Source organism: Rhodococcus jostii RHA1 (assembly GCF_000014565.1).
Taxonomy (GTDB): Bacteria; Actinomycetota; Actinomycetes; order Mycobacteriales; family Mycobacteriaceae; genus Rhodococcus_F; species Rhodococcus_F jostii_A.
This window is the reverse complement of sequence record NC_008268.1, coordinates 1639276-1658386: the sequence shown is the minus strand read 5'-3', so window position 1 is coordinate 1658386 and position 19111 is coordinate 1639276. Positions and strand designations below refer to the sequence as shown.

Sequence of the window (19111 nt, the reverse complement as noted above, 5' to 3'; positions counted from 1 at the left end):
CCGGACGTTCAGACGGCGTCCGGCACCACCAGAAGGGTTGCAGCGCTTCGGATTTCGTCGGGAATCGGCACCGGTCTCCGGGTCTTCGCGTCCACATACACGTGCACGAAACGGCCGAGAGCCGCGAGTTCGAGTGCGTCGTCGTTCTCGCGGAAGATCGCGAGCGCATACACGATGCTCCGGGTGCCCAGCTTCTCGACGGACAACCCCACCTGCAGACGGTCCGGAAACGTCAACTCGCTGACGTACTTGCAGGACGTCTCGGCGACCACGCCGATGGCGGGCAGATCGCGGATGTCGGTGCCCGTCGTCGCGATCAGCCAGCCGTTGACGGCCGTGTCGAAGTACGAGTAGTACGTGACGTTGTTGACGTGCCCGTAGTGGTCGTTGTCTTCCCAACGGGTCGGCACCGGCCACAGGGCGGGGAAGTCGGCGGCGGTCGGCAGCGCGGGGGCGTCGTCGTGTTTCACCGTGCCGACCCTAATGCCACGGATCCCCCGGACCACGCGTCGGGCAGAATCGCGTCCTATGTCTGTGCCCGACAGCGATGTGCGTTCACCCGATTCCGCCGCCCAGCCGATCAGCGCCGGAATCGTCACCGCCCTGGTGGGCTTCACCAGTTCGTTCGCGGTCGTCCTCACGGGATTGACGGCGGTGGGAGCGAACTCCGCCCAGGCCGCGTCGGGACTGCTGGCGTTGTGTGTGACGCAGGCGCTGGGCATGCTGTGGATGTCGCGGCACTACCGCATGCCGATCACGCTGGCGTGGTCGACGCCGGGCGCCGCTCTCCTCGCCGGTGCGGGGACGGTGAGCGGCGGCTGGCCGGCTGCGGTCGGGGCGTTCGTCGTCGTGGGGGCGGCGGTGATCCTCACCGGGCTGTGGCCGCGGCTGGGACGGCTCATCGCGGCCATCCCCTCGGCGTTGGCGCAGGCGATGCTCGCGGGGGTGCTGCTGCCGCTGTGCCTGGCGCCGGTGCTGGCGCTGCGTGACGCTCCGCTGGCCGTCGCGCCCGTGGTTCTCGTGTGGCTGGTTCTGCAGCGGTACTCGCCGAGGTGGGCGGTGCCGGCCGCGTTCGCGGCTGCCGCAGTGGTGATCGCGGTCGGTCTCGCCTCCGGCAGCGACGGACTCGACACCAGCGCGCTCCTGCCGAGACTCGACGTCACCGCACCGGCCTGGACGTGGCAGGCGATGATCGGGATCGCGATCCCGCTGTACATCGTGACGATGGCATCCCAGAACATCCCCGGGACCGCCGTCATGAATTCGTTCGGCTACCGGGTGCCGTGGCGGCCGGCCATGCTGGTGACCGGAGTCGGGACCCTGGTGGGCGCACCCGCGGGCGGACACGCCATCAACCTCGCCGCCATCAGCGCCGCCCTCGCCGCCGCGCCGTCCGCACACCCCGATCCTAAAAAGCGCTGGGTTGCGGCCTTCACGGCAGGCTGGGCCTACCTGGTGCTCGCCGCCTGTTCCGCCGCGGTGGCCACGCTCATCGCCGCGGCACCCGAGGGCGTCGTGGAGGCGGTCGCCGGTCTCGCGCTCCTCGGCACCCTCGGCGGGGCACTGGCCTCCGCCCTCGACGACGTCCGCGAACGGGAAGGCGCCGTCGTCACCTTCCTGATCGCCGCGTCGGGGGTGAGCATCCTCGGCATCGGGTCCGCGTTCTGGGCGCTGGTCGCCGGACTGATCGTCCGGGTCGCGGTGAGCTCGCGGCGATAATGGGGTGATGACCACCATCGAGGTAGTGCAGGGTGACATCACGACGGTCGAGGTCGACGCCATCGTCAACGCCGCCAACTCCGGACTGCTCGGGGGTGGCGGCGTGGACGGCGCCATCCACCGGGCCGGTGGCCCTGAGATCCTGGCCGAATGCAGGCATCTGCGGGCCACCACACTGCAGGACGGACTCCCGGCGGGGCAGGCCGTCGCGACGACGGCGGGCCGGTTGCCGGCTCGATGGGTGATCCACACGGTCGGCCCCGTGTACTCCGCGTCGGACGATCGGTCGGCCACCCTGCGCAGCGCCTACACCAGCAGCCTGGCGGTGGCCTCCGATCTCGGCGCACAGTCCGTTGCGTTCCCGCTGATCTCGTCCGGGGTGTACGGCTGGCCCGCGGACGACGCCGTCCGGCAGGCGGTCGGTGCCGTCCGTGAGTCGGACGCCGGAATTCCCCGGGTGCTGTTCGTGGCGTTCGACGCACGGATGGCGTCCCTGCTGCGGGGTGAGGTGGGGTGACGGCGCTGGTTCGGATCCGCGCACGGGGGTAACCGGAGGCGACCGGACTGGATCTTCCCCACGCGGAGGCGGTGGACCGCACTGAACACCGATTTCGTGTATCTCACGGCAGGACTGGCTCTTCTGCTGGCCGCCACCGTTCCGCGCCTGTTCCAGGACCGTGCCGTCTCGGCGCCGCTGATCGTCCTGGCGGTCGGGGCGGGCGGCGGCCTGCTGCTCGGCGAGTCGGGCACGGACACATTGTCGCCGGCACTGCATCCGGCCGTGACGGAGCACCTGAGTGAAACCTGCGTCATCGTCGCCCTGATGGGTGTGGGACTGGCGATCGACAGGCCTCTGGGCTGGCGGACGTGGAATTCGACGTGGCGTCTGCTGCTGATCGCGATGCCTCTCGGAATCGCCGCTGTCGCGCTGCTCGGCTGGTGGGTGGCGGCACTGACTCCCGCCGTCGCGATCCTGCTCGGGGCGGTCCTCGCGCCCACCGACCCGGTTCTGGCGTCCGACGTGCAGGTCGAAGGTCCCACCTCGGGCGGCGAGTCCCATCGGGAGGACGACGAGGTCCGGTTCGCGCTCACCTCGGAGGCCGGGCTCAACGACGCTCTCGCCTTCCCGTTCGTGTATCTGGCACTGTTCATGATCGGCAAGGGGCCGATCGAGCAGTGGATCGTGCAGTGGGTGGCCTGGGAGCTGATCGGCAAGGTCGTCATCGGCGCGGCTCTGGGGTGGATTGCCGGTGATCTGTTCGGCCGCGCGGTCTTCCGCTTCCCGATCACCCACATGCGCCTCGCCGAACGCAGCGAACCCATCTTCGCGCTCGCCGCCACGTTCGCCGTGTACGGACTCACCGAACTGGCCGGGGGATACGGCTTTCTCGCCGTCTTCGCCTGCGCCGTCGCGATCCGTCGGACGGAGCGGGCCCACGACTACCACGCCGAGATGCACAGCCTGATCGAGCAACTCGAACACGTGCTCACCCTCGCCGTCCTGCTCCTGCTGGGGGTGGCACTCACCTCCGGTCTGCTGACCGGACTGACGTGGGGCGGGGTTCTCGTCGCGGCAGCCCTCGTGTTCGTCATCCGGCCGGTGGTGGGATGGCTTTCACTGCTGGGCTGCGAGGAGATGTCCGGTCCCGAGCGCCGGGTCACCGCCTTCTTCGGGGTTCGCGGAATCGGGTCGATCTACTATCTCGCCTACGCCGCTGCGGAAGCCGGCGTGGACGACGAGAAATGGTTGTGGTCGACGGTGGCCTTCACCGTCGTCCTCTCCGTCCTCGTCCACGGGGTGAGTGCGACACGGGTGATGCGCCTGCTCGATCTTCGCCGGGAGGGCGGTGCAGTCGCGGACCGGTAGCGTCGCGACCGCACCGCTCGACCGGGGGGTGGCCTGTTCCGGCTGTCTACTCATTGCGCACGGCGGAGGTGCGCGCCGTGTCTGCCGGGTGCTCCGAGTCCTCGGCTGGGTGGACGAGGACGGGCGGCGCCGCCGAGACCACCGAGGGTGTGGGCCGGTTGCCGGCCTTGACCTCGTTGAACAGGATGTTCAGCAGCACCGCGACGATGCTGGCCGCGCTGATGCCCGAGTCGAAGACGATGTGGACCCACTCCGGGAAGGCCGAGTAGAACTCGGGCACGGCGATCGGAATGACCCCGAATCCGAGGGCCACCGCGACGATGACCAGGTTGAGGTTGCCGTCGTACGACACCTTGGACAGTGTCCGGATTCCGCTCGCGGCCACCGAACCGAAGAGGACGATCCCCGCACCGCCGAGGACCGGCAGTGGCACGGACGCCACCAGTCGCCCCAGGACGGGGAACAGCCCGAGAGCGAACAGAACCGAACCTCCGGCCGCGACAACGTATCTGCTCTTGATCCCCGTGATCGCGACCAGCCCGACGTTCTGAGCGAACGCGCTGGCCGGGAACGTGCCGAACACCGGTGCCACGGTGGTGGCGAGCATGTCGGCGCGGAGACCGTCGCCGACCCGGCGGGCATCGACCCTCGTTCCCACGATTTCGCCGACCGCCAGGATGTCCGCCGTCGTCTCGGTCATGATCACGAGGATCACCACGGTCATCGAGATGATCGCGCCGATCTGGAACAGCGGAGTGCCGAACGAGAACACCTGCGGCAGTTCGAAGATCGCGCCCTTCCCGACGGCACCGAAGTCGGCCTTGCCGATCAGCGCGGCGAACAGGGTTCCCACGACGATGCCGATCAGGATCGACAGCCGCGACAGGGTTCCCTGTACCAGCCGGCTCACCAGCAGCACGACGAACAGGCTGAATCCGGCGAGCCCGATATTGGACATCGAACCCCAGTCCGGCGCCTTGGCGTTGCCGCCCATCGCCCAGCGCACCGCGACCGGAAGGAGGGAGATGCCGATGACCGTGATGATCGATCCGGTGACGACGGGCGGGAAGTAGCGCACGATCCTGCAGAAGAACGGGCTGATCAACAGTCCGATCGCGCCGGCGACCATGATTGCTCCGAACACCGAGCGCAGTCCACCCGGACCGCTGGCCACTGCCACCATCGTGGACACCGAGGCAAAGGAAATGCCCTGCACCAGGGGAAGTTTTGCCCCGAAATACGGAACGCCGAGGGTCTGCAGCAGTGTGGCCGCACCGCTGACGAACAATGCCGCCGACACGAGCAGGCCGATCTCGACGCCGGTCAGCCCGGCGGCGCCGCCGACGATCAGGGGAGGCGCGATCACGCCGCCGTACATCGTCAGGATGTGCTGCAACCCGTAGACGTACGACTTTCCGAGCGGCAAACGCTCGTCCTCGGGTCCGGGAGTTCCGGCAACCCGGTGTCCGATCCGCTTCATCGCCGCGCTCCTAGCAGAATCCGGGAACGGAATCCCAGGCGCGGCCGGCGTCGGGAGCGTCCTCGCGCTCGACGGTCGCCTCGATCAACCCGTAGGGGCGGTCGGCCGCGAAGAACACCTCGCCGGGGTTGTCGAGTCCGAACGGTTCCAGGTCGACGAGGAAGTGGTGTTTGTTCGGCATCGAGAACTTCACCTCGGCGATCTCGGGGTGCGCCTCGAGTACCGCCGAACCCATCTGGAACAGGGACTGCTGCAGCGCGAGCGAATGCGTCGTGGCGAAGGCCTCCAGCATGATTGCCCGCACGTTCTCGAAGGTCTTGTCGAAGTCGACGTCGGTGGTGAGGTAACGCCACCGGGCGCTCACCGACGTGGCGAGGATCCGGTCGGACGTCTCCTGCAGCGTGGTGTACTTGTCCTTCGGGTAGCCCCGGAACTCCGAGCCCGTCGACTTCAACACCACCATGTTGCTGAGACCGGACACGATCCACGTCCGATCGCCGTCCATGGTGACCACGGTGTTTCGCCGTTCGTCGCTCGATCGGACGAAGGAATGGTCGTGGCCCTCGCCGTCGACCGGGATCCGCGCCCACGAGTACTGCTCGATCTCCCACCGGCCGCCGGTGATCCACTCGAATTCCCCTGTGAAGTGCTGTCCGAGCCGCATGGCGAACGTCTCGATCGAGCCGACGCCGTCGCGGGCGAACGCGTACACCGTGTTCTTCTGGGTGTCCGTGGCCACGACGTGCGCGTTGTCGCCTTCGGTGTGCACCGCGTCGAGGTCGCCGCGCAGTTGCGACGTCACGGTGACGTCTTCGATCTCGTGTCGCTTCGTGTCCCGGGTGATCTTGACCAACCGGACTTCTGCCTTGCCGTACTGGTTCTGGCCGAGCACGATCTTGCTCATGATTAGCTCCCTCGGTAGGTCGAGTATGCGAACGGGCTGAGAAGCACTGGTACGTGGTAGTGCTGTTCGCTGTCGGTCAGCGCGAACGTGATGGTGATGTCGGGGTAGAACGCCGGACGTCCCTTCACTGCGAAATAGCGTCCGGTGTCGAAGACGATCCGGTAGGTGCCCGGCTCGAGTCGGGCGGGGCCCAGGGTTGTGACGCGTCCGTCGTCGTCGGTGACGGCCTCGGCCACGGTGATCCAGTCGGACTGTCGCTGGACCGTCAGCGTGACCGGCACCTCCCGCGCGGGCATGCCTTCGGCCGCGTCCAGCACGTGGGTGGTGACCTGGCTGATCTCGCTCATGCGTCCAGCATCCCGGCGAGCCGACGTGCGGCGATGTCGCGCAGTTCCTCTGCGACAACGGCTAATTCGCTGTCCTCGTCGTTGAGGAGCCGGCGGTCGAGTGCGGTGAGGATGTCGGACGTGCTGCGGCCGGCGGCGCGGACGAGGAAGACCCGGCCGAACTTGTCCTCGTAGGCGCGGTTGCCGTCGATGAGCCGTTTCTGCGCCGCTGCGTCGGACGAATCGACATTCGACTGTTCCGAGCGTGCCAGGTGCGCCTGGGCGTCGTCGCCTCCCGGGGGTTCACCGATTCGGGGATGGTGCGCGAGGGCTTGCTCGATCTCCCCCGCGGAGAGCGGGCCGGCGCCCGTCCTGGCCGCGGTGAGGAGTGAGGCACGATCGGTGTACGGCCGGGCGGACACGAGTTCGTCTGCCCACCGGGGAATATCCAGGCAGATCCGCGCCAGTTCCGTTGCCTCGGACTGTGAAGCCTCGTTGAATCGTTGGAGTCCTGCATCGAGATCCATGCGACCCTTCTTCCGCAATGCGAAATAATGATTCCGTATAGAGAAGCGTGACAGGGGTCACAATTCATGTCAAGACCCAAAATTGAATTGATCCAGATTCGGATGCGAGTGCGGTCCGCGGCGTGCCGGAATCAGAACCGGCGAAAGCCGTTGTAGCACAACAGTGCGCGAGCGCGATCGCGCCGAAATGTGGGGTTCTAGTCCTCGCCGCCGGGATCGTGAGCGAGAAGGCGGGGAAACGCGAACCACAGCGTCGCGAACATCAGCGCGGCCGCCACCCCGATCACGATCGCGACCGGACCGCCCACTGCCACTTCGGCAATCAGGAGCACGGTGCCGGTCATGGCTGCGGCGAGAAATCCGACACCCCACAGTGCGAACAGGTTGGCCTTGCGCAGGATGTCGACCCGGCAGCCCTGACGGAACAGCACCCGGTGCCAGACCGCCGGGGCGATGAGCAGCGCCGAGGACACCGTTGCCAGGAGCACCGTGACGAGATGGAGCATGCGAAGGCCGGACGACTGCTCCTCGTACGCCTCGGTGAAGGCGACCGCGAGGAGGAAGGCGAACAGGATCTGCACGCCTGCCTGCGCGACACGGAGTTCCTGCAGCAGCTCGCTGAAGTTGCGTGCGAGCCGTTGCGCGGGTGTCTCCTCGGTGCTCACCTCACGACCGTGAGTACTCGGAGGCCCTGCGGATCTCTTCGGGGGACGGGCGGACACCGGTGTAGAGCACGAACTGCTCCGCCGCTTGCAGTGCAATCACCTCGGCGCCGGTGATGACGGTCTTGTGACGTTCGGCCGCGGCCCGGATCAGCGGCGTCGCGGCGGGCATGGCAACCACATCGAACACGGCCTCCGCCGCATCGATCGCATCGAGTTCGAACGCCAGATCGTCCGCTTCGGGACCGCCCGCCATGCCGACGGGGGTGGCATTGATCAGGAGCCCCGGCCGTGCCGCGCCGAGTTCGGGTTGCCAGTCGAATCCGTACTGCTTCGCGACGGCACCGCCCGTGGTCTCGTTGCGGGCGACCACGGTGACGTCGGTGAAGCCGTAGTCGCGCACGGCGGCGACCACAGCTTTGGCCATTCCGCCGCTCCCGGCCACCGCGACGGACAGCGAGTGCGGCAACGCGTTGTCGCGCAACAGGTTCGCGATGGCCTGATAGTCGGTGTTGTAGGCGTGCAACACTCCGTTCTCGTTGACCACCGTGTTGACGGACTCGATGACCGACGCCGATTCGTGCATCACGTCGACGTACTCGATGATCTGCTCCTTGAACGGCATGGAGACGCCGGCGCCGCGAATGCCCAGCGCGCGGATGCCGCCGACCGCAGCCTGGAGGTCGTTGGTGGTGAACGCTTTGTAGACGAAATTGAGGCCCAGCTCGCCGTACAGATAATTGTGAAACCGGGTGCCGATGTTGCTCGGTCGGCCGGAGAGTGAGATGCAGAGAAGAGTGTCTTTGTCGAGCTGGTTCATCCGGCAAATACTAGTAGTGGGCTCCCATCCGTGCGCGTTCTCAGCTCCGAATACACGGTGACGACGGCAAAGGAGCAGGGCTGCGATGACTACGACGATCGGTGACCGGGACGAGGCGGCGCGGACGCCTCGGAGGCGGCGGCACCTGTTCTCCCGCGCGCTCGCCGGAGTGATCGCCGCCGGAGTCGTGCTCGGGGTGGGCGAACTGCTGTCGGTGCTGATCGACCCGAACTCGTCGCCGTTCTATGCGGTCGGATCGACGACGGTGGACCGCAGTCCTGCCTGGGCTCGCGAGTTCGCGATCGACACGTTCGGCACCAACGACAAACCCGCACTGTTCGTCGGGATGACGATCCTCATCGTGCTCCTCGCCGCGACAGCGGGAATCGTCGAGCGCCCCCGCGCCCCGTTCGGCAGCGCGATCCTGGCGGTTCTCGGGCTGGTGGGCATCGTTGCCTCGACCCAGCGTCCCAGCGCCACGTGGATGTTTGCACTGCCGACCGTGGTGGGGGTCGTCGCCGGCATCGCGGTTCTGCGGGTGCTGACGACCGCCGCGCGGGCGCCCGAGGATTCGGATGCCGAGGATTCGTGGTTGCCGCGCCGGACTTTTCTTCTGCTGGCGGCGGCTGCCGCCGCGACGGCCGCTGCCGCGGGAGCCGCCGGCCGCTACCTCGGGCAGCAAGCCGCGGGAGCTCTGGACAACCGCCGCGCTTTCGCCCTTCCCGAGGTGTCGGACCGGGCGGCCCCGATCGCTCCCGGCACCGACGTCGACGTGCCGGGAGCCACCCCGTTCGTCACGTCGAACGAGGATTTCTACCGGATCGACACCGCCCTGCGGGTCCCGCGGTTGACGACGGACGACTGGCAACTGCACATCCACGGCATGGTCGACCGCGAGCTCACGCTGACGTGGGACGACCTGGTCGCGAGGACGCCCGTCGAACGGGTGATCACGCTGACGTGCGTGTCCAACGAGGTCGGCGGAAACCTTGCCGGCAACGCGACGTGGATCGGCTACCCGATCAAGGACATCCTCGACGAGGCCGGTGTGCACCCGGGCGCCGACATGCTGCTGTCCACCAGCAGCGACGACTTCACGGCGGGCACCCCGGTCGACGCCCTGCGGGACGGGCGCGACGCGATTCTCGCGGTGGCGATGAACGGTCAGCCGTTGCCGTTCGAGCACGGTTATCCGGTGCGGCAGGTCGTCCCCGGTCTCTACGGCTACGTGTCGGCCACCAAATGGGTGGTGGATTGGGAACTCACGCGATTCGACGAGGCGGAGGCCTACTGGACCCAGCGCGGATGGTCCGCGAAAGGTCCGATCAAGACCGCGTCCCGGATCGACGTGCCCGCCTCGTTCGCGCCCACCCCGCCCGGACCCGTCCTCGTCGCCGGAACCGCATGGGCGCAGCACCGCGGCATCGCGAAGGTGGAGATACGGGTCGACAACGGCGAATGGCAGACGGCGACCCTCGCCCCGCAGTACACCATCGACACCTGGCGGCAGTGGACGTGGGAGTGGCAGGCCACGTCCGGCCTGCACACCCTCCAGGTGCGTGCCACGGATCTGGACGGCAACGTTCAGGTGGAGGAGCGGACGCCTCCGATTCCGGGTGGCGCCACCGGCTGGCACACGCGGTCCTTCACCGTGGCCTGAGGCGCCGTCGCCTGAGGCGCTCACAGACACTTCTTCGCCACCTCGGCGAGCGCGTCGCGGTCCGCCACCGTCGCCGGAAGCCCGTACTCCACCGCCACCGACAGGTACTTGCCCGCGTAGAAGCAGTGGTACGCCGGATTCGGTGGCAGCCAGTCCTGCGGGGTCCGGTCGCCCTTGTCCTGATTGTCCGCACCGTTGACGGCCAGCAGATTGAACGTGACGTCGTTGGCGAACCGGAGCCGACGCTCGGGCGACCACGTCGACGCGCCCATGTCCCACGCCGCCGCCAGCGGGTAGACGTGGTCGATCTGAACGGCTTTCGCGTCGGCCCGGTCGAATGGAAGCACCTCGCCGGAATATGGATCGGCCAGGACGCCGCTCAGCACCACGCAGTCGCGGGTGCCGTCGCGGAACGCCACCGAGCGGAGATCGAGCGCGAGAACGTTGTTGCGGGTGTCGCACCCGTCGTGACCCGCCGCGGCGTCCTGGTCGTCGGTCCAGGCCGGGCCGAACACACACAACTCCTTGCCGGAGCAGCCGCGCTGGTATCCGCCGGGGTGCGGGCGGGACTCGACCGTCGCGACCCGGCCGAGCAACTCCTCGATGTGTGCGCGGGGCGGACTGCCCGGCGCAGGGCCGGGGCCGCTGAGGTCGAGAAGCGACACCCCGCAACCGCAGACCGTCAGGATCGCCGCCAGCCACGCGGCCACGTACAGAAGTCTCATGCGTCCCCCGGCGCTCGACGAATCTCCCCCTACCACCCGGAGTATGCACCGGGCCCCCGACAGGTCAAGTGAAGGGCAGGCGCACAGCGGCGATCGACGACAGGTGCGTGCCGTCGTGGCCGATCACCCAGGAACCTCCGCTCTGCCTGCACTCGGCGAGCAGGTCGAGGGTGCGGAGGAGGAAGAAGATAGCCTCGCTGGGGGTGGGCGTGACCGCAAGCCTGTGTGCCTCACCGTGTTTCATGCCGTCGAGCCACACACCCGACTGTCCGTCCAGTCGAATCGTGACGATGTGCGTGGCATCGACGAAGGCGTACTTCCGTTGCTCCCACGGAGTGGTGAGCGCGTACCCCTGTTCGAGAACCTGGATCAGGATGCTCATGACCGACTCCCGAGTGTCCGGCAGTTACGTCTCTCCAGCATCTACCTCGGAACGGGTGAAATCCAGACCTGCTAACCGAACTCGATCACGACCTTGCCGCTCGTGTGACCGGACTCGACCATCGCGAGAGCGTCACCGGCGTGTGCGAACGGGAATCGGTGGGCGACCCGCGGGTCCAGGGTCCCGTCCGCCACCAGCGCGGCCACCTCCGCGAACACCGCGGACGTTCGGCGCCGTTCCACTCCCGAGCCGCCGAGATCGCGCGCGGCGAGCGAGTCGCCGATGCTGATGATCACCGCCGGATCCGCAACCACCCGCGCCGCCTCGGCGAGCGCGTCACCGCCGACGAGGTCGAAGACGGCGTCGACCGGGCCGGGTAGGCGTGCGGCCAGTCCGTCTCCGGATGCCACCCAGGTGGCGCCGAGGGATTCGACGACCTCCCGTTTGCTCTCGCTCGCGACCCCGATCACCGTGACGTTCCGCGCCGCGGCCAACTGCAACGCCGCCACCCCCACGCCACCGCCCGCGCCGACGACGAGCAACCGACTGCCGGGCGCCAGGTCCAGGGTGGTCAGCGCGTCGTACGCGGTTCCCGCCGCGACGGGGAGCGTGGCCGCGTCCGCGAACGAGACCGGATCGGGCTTGTGCGCCGCCGAGGCCGTGTTGACCAGGGTGTACTCGGTGTATCCGCCGAATCCGGTGGCGGTCGCGCCGAACACGGCGTCGCCGACCATGAAGCCGGTCACCCGGGGGCCGACATCCGCGACCACACCGGCGACCTCCCGGCCCAGAACGGCGGGAAGGGTGACGGGGACGGTGTCCTTGCGCGTGCCCGCGCGCACCTTCCAATCGGCGGGATTCACGCCGGCCGCGTGGACGGCGACCAGCAACTGTCCGGGTCCGGGGGAGGGAACGGGGATGTCGAAGAACTGCTGCGTCTCGGGGCCGCCGTACTCGCTGAAGCCGTATGCCATGCTCACGCCCACAGTCCTATCACGAACCGGGGCCGGGATCCGGGCACGAAGAAGGCCCACCGAACCGGTGTCGGTGAGCCTTCTCGTAAGAACTCAGGAGCCGAACAGGCCGCCCAGGGAGCCTGTGCCTCCGCCCCCTCCGCCACCACCCATCAACGGTCCGAGGACCTGGATGAGTTGGACGAGAACCTGCAAGATTTCTGTCATGTCCATTTTGTCTTCCTCCGATCACTGCGATCACGTTCGGCAGCGATCCCGGTGAGTTACCGGCGTGGACAGCCGCCAACTCGTTCATCGGTGGAATATGGTCGAGGGTTACATGGCGCGAGCAGGGACTTCACGCGCTGTCGGTCGCACCTGCTTGGATGGGTGCATGCTGCACGGCCTCTGGACACCGGGTTCGGGTCTCATGCTGTGGGTGGAGGATCGGAATCCGGCAGCTCCGGAGCCGACGGACGCGGTCGGGCGGATGCTGGCGCGGAAGTTCCGGCATCACGTGAAGGTGCCGATGCCGACGCCGTCGGGGCCGGAGATGCTCGAGTGGGCCGCGGTTGCGCTCGCACCACCGGATGCGACGGAGTTCCTGCTGTCGGTGTCGTCCCGCGACCCCCGGATCGCCGGGGATCTGCGCTACCTCGCCCACGTCGCCCGCGGTGTCGAGCGGTGGGCACGGGCCGGGCGGGTGGTGCCCGAGGTACACCGGGCGGAGGGCGGCTGGTGGCCGCGCTGGCGGCTGCTCGGCGGTGAACGGCAGCGTGCGTGGCTCACGGAGCTGGCCGTGGCGATGCCGCCGGTCCAGCGTCACGGCACGACCCCCCGGGCCGTGCTCGACGACATGGTCACCGAGCTGACCGACCCCGTCGCCCGCCGTGTCCTCGAACGACGGCACCCGGACGATTCCGGCGGCGACGTGGATCATCCGCTGATCGACGCGCTCGTGCGGGGTGACCAGTTCGCCGAGGGCACCGCCCAGCTGTCGGGATCGCTGGACGGGTGGCGCGACAGCCTCAAGGTGGACGAGCCCGAACTGGTGCTGCGGCTCCTCGAGCCGGAAGACGTGGACGTGGAGGGGGATTGGGACCCGGACACGGTGCTGTGGCGACTGGAGGTCTGCCTTCGACCGGAAGGCGAAGCCCCGGTGCCGATTCCGTTGCACCGCACGGAGGCGAGTCGTCTGCAGATCGGGGTGCGCAAGCTGACGGAGGCCGTGGCCGCCTACCCGCGACTGCAGGACGTTCCCAGTGACCCCGACAGCCTGGACCTGATGTTGCCCACCGCCGTGGTCATCGACCTTGTCGGGCACGGTGCGGTGGCGTTGAAGGAGAAGGGCATCAGCCTGCTGCTGCCGCGGGCGTGGAGTGTGGCGTCGCCGTCGATGCGTCTGCGGGTGAGCTCGCCGAGCACTCCGGCGAGCGCGGAGAACCGGGCCGTCGGCAAAGACCAGTTGGTGCAATACAACTGGGAGCTGGCACTCGGCGACACGGTGCTCACCGCCGCGGAGATGAATCGACTGGTCAACTCCAAGAGCGATCTCGTGCGGTTGCGCGGTGAGTGGGTTCGGGCGGATCAGGAGGTGCTCTCCCGCGCCGCGCGCTACGTGGCGGAGCGGCACGCCAGCGGCGACCGGGCCATCGTGGACCTGCTGAAGGACCTGATCGCGGACGATCTGTCCGATCTTCCCGTGGAGGAGGTCACGGCCACCGGCTGGGCGGCCGCGTTGCTGGACGGCGACACGAAGCCGCAGGACGTGCCGACCCCGGACGGGTTGGACGCCACGCTGCGCCCGTACCAGAAGCGGGGGCTCGACTGGCTGGTGTTCATGAGCCGTCTCGGCCTCGGGGCCGTCCTCGCCGACGACATGGGACTCGGCAAGACGCTGCAGTTGCTGGCGCTGCTGGCACACGAGAAGGCGCCCACGCCCACGCTGCTGGTGTGCCCGATGTCGGTGGTCGGCAACTGGCAGCGCGAGGCAGCGCGCTTCGTCCCCTCGCTGCGGGTGCTCGTCCACCACGGTCCGCAGCGGCTGAGCGGCGCGGAGTTCACCGCCGCCGTGACACAGAGCGATCTGGTGATCACCACGTATGCGCTGCTGGCCCGCGACGTCGCGCACCTGAAGGAGCAGGACTGGCGGCGTGTCGTGCTGGACGAGGCGCAGCACATCAAGAACGCGAAGACGTCGCAGGCGCGGGCGGCGCGGAGCATTCCGGCGGCGCACCGCGTCGCGCTGACCGGCACTCCGGTCGAGAACCGCCTCGACGAACTGCGCTCGATCCTCGACTTCGCGAACTCGGGCATCCTGGGCTCGGAGGTGATGTTCCGCAAGCGCTTCGTGGTGCCGATCGAGCGGGAGCAGGACGAGACAGCCGTCGCCCGGCTCCGCGCGGTCACGTCCCCGTTCGTGCTGCGCCGGGTCAAGACCGATCCCGCGGTCATCGCCGACCTCCCCGACAAGTTCGAGATGACGGTGCGCGCCAACCTCACCGCGGAGCAGGCCGCGCTGTACCGGGCGGTGGTCGACGACATGATGGCGCAGATCAAGGACAAGAAGGGGATGAAGCGCAAGGGCGCCGTCCTCGCCGCCCTGACGAAACTCAAGCAGGTGTGCAACCACCCGGCACACTTCCTGCGCGACGGGTCGGCGGTGATGCGGCGCGGACAGCACCGCTCCGGCAAGCTGGGGCTCGTCGAGGACATCCTGGATTCCGTGGTCGCGGACGGCGAGAAGGCGTTGCTGTTCACCCAGTTCCGGGAATTCGGCGACCTCGTCACCCCGTACCTCGCGGAGCGTTTCGGTACTCCCGTGCCGTTTCTGCACGGGGGCGTGTCCAAGCAGAAGCGCGACGACATGGTGGCCTCGTTCCAGGGCGACGACGGGCCGCCGATCATGATGCTCTCGCTGAAGGCGGGCGGGACGGGTTTGAACCTCACCGCGGCCAATCACGTCGTCCACCTCGACCGGTGGTGGAATCCGGCGGTCGAGAACCAGGCCACGGACAGGGCGTTCCGGATCGGCCAGCGGCGGGACGTGCAGGTGCGCAAGCTCGTGTGCGTCGGCACCCTGGAGGAGCGGATCGACGCGATGATCGCCACCAAGCAGGAGCTGGCCGATCTCGCCGTCGGGACGGGCGAGAACTGGGTGACGGAGATGAGCACCGAACAACTGGGCGAACTGCTCCGCCTCGGTGACGAGGCGGTGGGCGAATGACGAATCGGCGACCGGGGCCGTACTTCGGTCAGTACGGCAAGCGTCGACCGGTGGCGGGCGGGCTGGAGGCACGGTCCCAGCGCGGATCGTTCGGGCGCACGTGGTGGGGCCGCGAGTTCGTGGACATCATCGAGTTCGTCGCCGACAAGGGCCGAATGAGCCGTGGGCGGAGCTACGCGCGCAGCGGTCAGGTGATCTCGCTCGAGATCGCGGCTGGGATGGTGACGGGGGAGGTCCAGGGCAGTCAGCTCCAGCCGTTCGTCGCGACCGTCTCGATCGATCGCCTCGACGACGCGGAGGTCGCGGAACTCGTCGCGCTGGTGCGTCGGCAACCCGGCAGTCTCGCGATGCTGGCGGGCGGCGGAGTTCCGGAGGTTCTCGGACCACTGCTGCTGCCCGCGGGGGCGTCCGCGCTGAATTACGACTGCACCTGCCCGGACGACGGCTGGCCCTGCAAGCATGCGGCGGCGGTCGCGTACCTCACCACCGAACGCCTCGACGAGAACCCGCTCGAAATCCTGACATTGCGGGGCGTCGACCTGGAGATGCTGATCGACGGCGTCGGCGGCGACTCCTCCGACGCGGACGTCGACGACTGGTTCGGTGACGAGTCCCCGCTGCCCGCCCTGCCCGATGCCGACTTCCGGGCGGCGATCGACGACCTCGACCCGCTGCTGTTGCGGAAGGCGATCCGATCGGTCAGTGAGGACGAGCGGGCGGTGGACGCCGCGATCCGGGAGCTGAGAGCGCTGTACCAGCACTTCCGCTGACCGTGCGATGATGAGGACGCGGAGGCTCGCCTCGTTCCGCGACCGGGAGCTGGTCAGTCATGTTGACGGTCTACCTGCTCGGCGAACAGCGCGTATCGAACCCGGAAGATGTCAGGGTCGGCCCCATCTCGTCACGGGCGATCGCGTTGCTGGCCTACCTCGTGCTGCATGCCGGTCTCGCTCAGTCCAGGACCCGTCTCGCGGGGCTGTTCTGGCCCGAATCGAGCGAGCAGCAGGCCCGTACCAACCTCCGGCGGGAACTACACAACCTCCGCGGCCTCCTGGGATCGGACGGCGCGCTCGCGGCAGACGGGCCGACGCTCACGTGGACGAACTCGTCGTCGTGCCGGGTGGACGTCGACACCTTCCGCAACGAACGGTCGGCCGCCGTCGCGGCCCTCGCCGATTCCGACCCACGGGCGTTTCTCGATCACGCGGACCGCGCGATCGACATCTATCGCGGCGAGCTCATGCCGGGGACCTATGAAGACTGGGTCCTCGAGCATCGCGAGGTGCTGCGCCGGCAGTGCGTCGAACTCTGCGAGGCGACGGTGCGGGTGTTGCGGGAGTCGGGTGACGTGGAGACGGCCACGGCGTGCGCACGCAGGCGTATCCAGCTCGACCCGCTGGAGGAGGTCGGGTACCGGACGCTCATGGAACTGGAGGCCGCGTCGGGCGACCGGGCGGCGGCGATGACCACCTACCACCGATGCGCGGCCGTTCTCGAGACCGAACTCGGGGTCGCGCCGAGTGCGGCGACCAGCAGGCTGTTCGACACCCTGCTGGGGGAGCACCCGAGGGTCGGTGCCGCCGCGGCTCGCCGGCCCGAACGCGTCCGGACCGCGGTGCCCGTCCTGATCGGGCGGGAGCGTGAACGCGACGAGCTGCAACGGCGGTGGCGGCAGTCCCTCGACGGCAGGCAGGGACTGCTGCTCGTCTCGGGGGACGCGGGGGTCGGCAAGACCCGGTTGACCACCGAACTCGCGGAGATCGCCCGCGCCGACGGGGCGGTGGTGGCGTCCACGCGGTGTTTCGGACTGCCGGGCCGTGTCGCGCTGGCGCCCGTCGCCGACTGGCTGCGCAGCCCGGAATTTCGGTCCGCGATCGGGTCCCTGAATCCGTTGTGGCGGGCCGAGGTCGAACGGCTGGTCCCGAGCGCCGAATCCGGGCCGCGGCCGTCGACGTCCCGGGCGATGGTCGACGCCTGGCAGCGACACCGCTTCTTCGAGGGAACGGCGCGCGCGGTGCTGTCGTCGGGCCGGCCGGTTCTGCTCGTCCTCGACGATCTGCAGTGGTGCGACGCGGAGACCACGGCCTGGCTGGCCTTCCTGCTCTCACTCGACACCCGCATGCGGGTACTGGTGGCGGCGACCGCCCGCACGGACGAGGCGCGGTCACGCCACGATGTGCGGGAAGCGCTGCGGGCGCTCCGGTCGGCGCGGGTGGTCACGGACGTCGAGGTGGACCCGTTGACGGCGGACGGAACCGCGGAGCTGGCGCGGTCCCTCGGCGGCCGGGCGCTGAATCCCGCGGAGGAAGCGGTCCTGTACGCCGCGACCGGGGGCTACCCGCTGTACGTCGTGGAGGCTGCCAGGATGGTCCCGGGCACGGATGCGGCCGGGCGCGGCGGGGGCGCCGACGACCTCGGCGAGGTGCTGCAGCGGCGGCTCGAACAGTGTTCGGAACCCGCGCGGGACGTCGCAGGCCTCGCCGCTGCGCTCGGCACGGATTTCGATCTGGACCTACTCAGCGAGGCGAGCGACCTGGACACGGACTCTCTCGTGCAGGCGGTCGACGAACTGTGGCGACGGAGGATCGTCCGGCCGGCGGGCACCGGCTACGACTTCGTGCACGACCTGGTCCGGGAGGCCGCGTACCGCTCGGTCAGCCCGCCGCGACGCTGGCTTCTGCATCGGCGCCTGGCGCAGGGACTCGAACTTCTCCACGCCGGCCGCACCGACGACGTGGCAGCGCACCTCGCCGAGCAGTACCGGCGCGGCGGTCGCCCCGACCGCGCGCTCCACTATCTGCAGCGCGCCGCCGAGGTGGCGGCCAGCGTGTTCGCGAACGCGGAGGCTCTGCGGCATTTCCGGGACTGCCTCGACCTTCTCGAGGCGATGCCGGTGGGCCGCAACCGGGACGCTCACGAGGTGGACGTGCGACAGGGCATGTCGGCGCCGCTGACCACCCTCTACGGGTACTCCTCCGCCGCGCTCGAACAGACACTGGACCGCACCGTCGAGCTGGGGCAGCGGCTACGCAGGCCGAAAGTCGTGCTCGGTGCCCTGATCGGGTTGTTCGCGGCACACTTCGTGCAGGGGCACACCGCGCAGGCCCACGGCATCGGAGTACGTGCCCTCGAACTGTCCGCGGCCGATCCCGAATTCGAGGGTCAGGCGCACTTCGCGGTGGCGGGCGCCGCCCTCGGCCTCGGCAGGCCGAGGGAAGCGATCGAACATTTCGACGTCGCGCTGAGATCGTTCTCCGACGACTATTCCTTCATCCTCGGCACCAGGCTCGAGGTGCATGCCCACGCCTGGAAGTCACACGCGTACTGGATGATCGGTGACGAGCAGGATGCGGCGCGGTCGTGCACCGAGGCCCTCGCGCTGGGCAGGACCTGCGGCCACCCCTACAGTCTCGCGGTGGCGCTGGGATACGCGTCGATGCTGTATCAGATACGCGGCGACGACGCTTCGCTCCTCGCCGCTGTCACCGAATTGCGGGAGCTGTGCGAGCGCTACCGTTTCGCCTACTACAGCCAGTGGTCGCAGATCCTCGAAGGCCGGCTCCTCGGCGGCGAACCGGGAATCGCGAAGATCCGCGAGGGGCTCGCCGAGTTGCGGCGGCAGCGGGCATTCGCTCGCATGCCCTACTGGCTCTCACTGCTGGCGGAGGTCCAGATCGACGTCGGCCGGTGCGACGCGGCCCACGCCACGCTCGATGCCGCCCGGATCGCCGCCGAGCAATACGACGACCGCTGGTGGTTGCCGCAGGTACTGCGACTACGTGCGGACGCCGGACCGTTCGCGGGCGGCGCGTCGGCGCGAACGGTGCGCGAACGCCGGATTCCTACGGTGTGAACTACCA

General features: G+C 68.7%; 17 protein-coding genes. 7 read left to right on the top strand and 10 right to left on the bottom strand.

The annotated features are described in order from the left end of the window. Positions 1-8: 8 nt before the first annotated feature. A complete protein-coding gene (locus RHA1_RS07650) occupies positions 9-470 on the bottom strand; it encodes an acyl-CoA thioesterase (RefSeq protein ID WP_009474257.1) in 462 nt (153 codons plus the stop codon). Between the two features lie 58 nt (positions 471-528). Here RHA1_RS07650 and RHA1_RS07645 point away from each other — a divergent pair, with 58 nt between their 5' ends. The 3 genes from RHA1_RS07645 (at position 529) to RHA1_RS07635 (ending at position 3586) form a co-directional block, all read left to right on the top strand. Continuing rightward, complete coding sequence (locus RHA1_RS07645) at positions 529-1719, top strand: benzoate/H(+) symporter BenE family transporter (RefSeq protein WP_085990442.1); 1191 nt, start codon at positions 529-531, stop codon at positions 1717-1719. A gap of 7 nt (positions 1720-1726) precedes the next feature. Further along, complete coding sequence (locus tag RHA1_RS07640; protein ID WP_011594534.1) at positions 1727-2236, top strand: O-acetyl-ADP-ribose deacetylase; 510 nt, start codon at positions 1727-1729, stop codon at positions 2234-2236. A 96-nt stretch (positions 2237-2332) separates the two neighbouring features. Continuing rightward, positions 2333-3586, top strand: a complete 1254-nt coding sequence (locus tag RHA1_RS07635; RefSeq protein ID WP_009474254.1) for a cation:proton antiporter — start codon at positions 2333-2335, stop codon at positions 3584-3586. Between the two features lie 46 nt (positions 3587-3632). Here the strand turns inward: RHA1_RS07635 and RHA1_RS07630 are convergent, their stop codons facing one another. The 6 genes from RHA1_RS07630 to RHA1_RS07605 all read right to left on the bottom strand — a co-directional run bounded on the left by RHA1_RS07630 (position 3633) and on the right by RHA1_RS07605 (position 8305). Continuing rightward, positions 3633-5066, bottom strand: coding sequence for a nucleobase:cation symporter-2 family protein (locus RHA1_RS07630; protein WP_011594533.1), 1434 nt, complete (start codon positions 5064-5066; stop codon positions 3633-3635). Between the two features lie 10 nt (positions 5067-5076). Then, positions 5077-5970 carry a factor-independent urate hydroxylase gene (pucL, locus tag RHA1_RS07625; protein ID WP_011594532.1) on the bottom strand — a complete coding sequence of 298 codons (894 nt, stop codon included), beginning with the start codon at positions 5968-5970 and terminating at the stop codon, positions 5077-5079. Between the two features lie 2 nt (positions 5971-5972). Beyond that, positions 5973-6317 carry a hydroxyisourate hydrolase gene (uraH, locus tag RHA1_RS07620; protein ID WP_009474252.1) on the bottom strand — a complete coding sequence of 115 codons (345 nt, stop codon included), beginning with the start codon at positions 6315-6317 and terminating at the stop codon, positions 5973-5975. Then, the gene (gene uraD / locus RHA1_RS07615) at positions 6314-6823 is read right to left on the bottom strand and encodes a 2-oxo-4-hydroxy-4-carboxy-5-ureidoimidazoline decarboxylase (protein WP_011594531.1); all 510 of its coding nucleotides are present in this window, start codon (positions 6821-6823) and stop codon (positions 6314-6316) included. The genes uraH and uraD overlap by 4 nt, the downstream gene beginning before the upstream one ends. Positions 6824-7020: 197 nt before the next feature. Continuing rightward, positions 7021-7488 (bottom strand): DUF6328 family protein, encoded by a 468-nt coding sequence (locus tag RHA1_RS07610; protein ID WP_011594530.1) that lies wholly within the window; start codon positions 7486-7488, stop codon positions 7021-7023. Position 7489: 1 nt separating this feature from the next. Continuing rightward, positions 7490-8305, bottom strand: coding sequence for a shikimate 5-dehydrogenase (locus tag RHA1_RS07605; protein ID WP_011594529.1), 816 nt, complete (start codon positions 8303-8305; stop codon positions 7490-7492). Positions 8306-8390: 85 nt separating this feature from the next. Between RHA1_RS07605 and RHA1_RS07600 the strand changes: the two genes are divergently transcribed. Beyond that, entirely contained in the window at positions 8391-9965 is a 1575-nt protein-coding gene (locus RHA1_RS07600) for a molybdopterin-dependent oxidoreductase (protein ID WP_009474248.1), read from the top strand. Between the two features lie 20 nt (positions 9966-9985). On the opposite strand, the gene RHA1_RS07595 is transcribed toward RHA1_RS07600, so the two are convergent. The 3 genes from RHA1_RS07595 to RHA1_RS07585 form a co-directional block, all read right to left on the bottom strand. Next, complete coding sequence (locus RHA1_RS07595; protein ID WP_011594528.1) at positions 9986-10690, bottom strand: HNH endonuclease family protein; 705 nt, start codon at positions 10688-10690, stop codon at positions 9986-9988. A gap of 64 nt (positions 10691-10754) precedes the next feature. Beyond that, positions 10755-11072 carry a hypothetical protein gene (locus RHA1_RS07590; RefSeq protein ID WP_005252838.1) on the bottom strand — a complete coding sequence of 106 codons (318 nt, stop codon included), beginning with the start codon at positions 11070-11072 and terminating at the stop codon, positions 10755-10757. Positions 11073-11143: 71 nt separating this feature from the next. Next, entirely contained in the window at positions 11144-12046 is a 903-nt protein-coding gene (locus RHA1_RS07585) for an NADP-dependent oxidoreductase (RefSeq protein WP_041811221.1), read from the bottom strand. 373 nt (positions 12047-12419) lie between these two features. On the opposite strand from RHA1_RS07585, the gene RHA1_RS07580 reads away from it, so the two are divergent. The 3 genes from RHA1_RS07580 to RHA1_RS07570 are packed head-to-tail and all read left to right on the top strand — an operon-like array spanning position 12420 to position 19104. Then, the gene (locus RHA1_RS07580) at positions 12420-15251 is read left to right on the top strand and encodes a DEAD/DEAH box helicase (protein WP_041811219.1); all 2832 of its coding nucleotides are present in this window, start codon (positions 12420-12422) and stop codon (positions 15249-15251) included. Beyond that, the gene (locus RHA1_RS07575; RefSeq protein ID WP_011594525.1) at positions 15248-16021 is read left to right on the top strand and encodes an SWIM zinc finger family protein; all 774 of its coding nucleotides are present in this window, start codon (positions 15248-15250) and stop codon (positions 16019-16021) included. The genes RHA1_RS07580 and RHA1_RS07575 overlap by 4 nt, the downstream gene beginning before the upstream one ends. Positions 16022-16080: 59 nt before the next feature. Next, the gene (locus RHA1_RS07570) at positions 16081-19104 is read left to right on the top strand and encodes an ATP-binding protein (protein ID WP_011594524.1); all 3024 of its coding nucleotides are present in this window, start codon (positions 16081-16083) and stop codon (positions 19102-19104) included. The last annotated feature ends 7 nt before the right edge of the window (positions 19105-19111 follow it).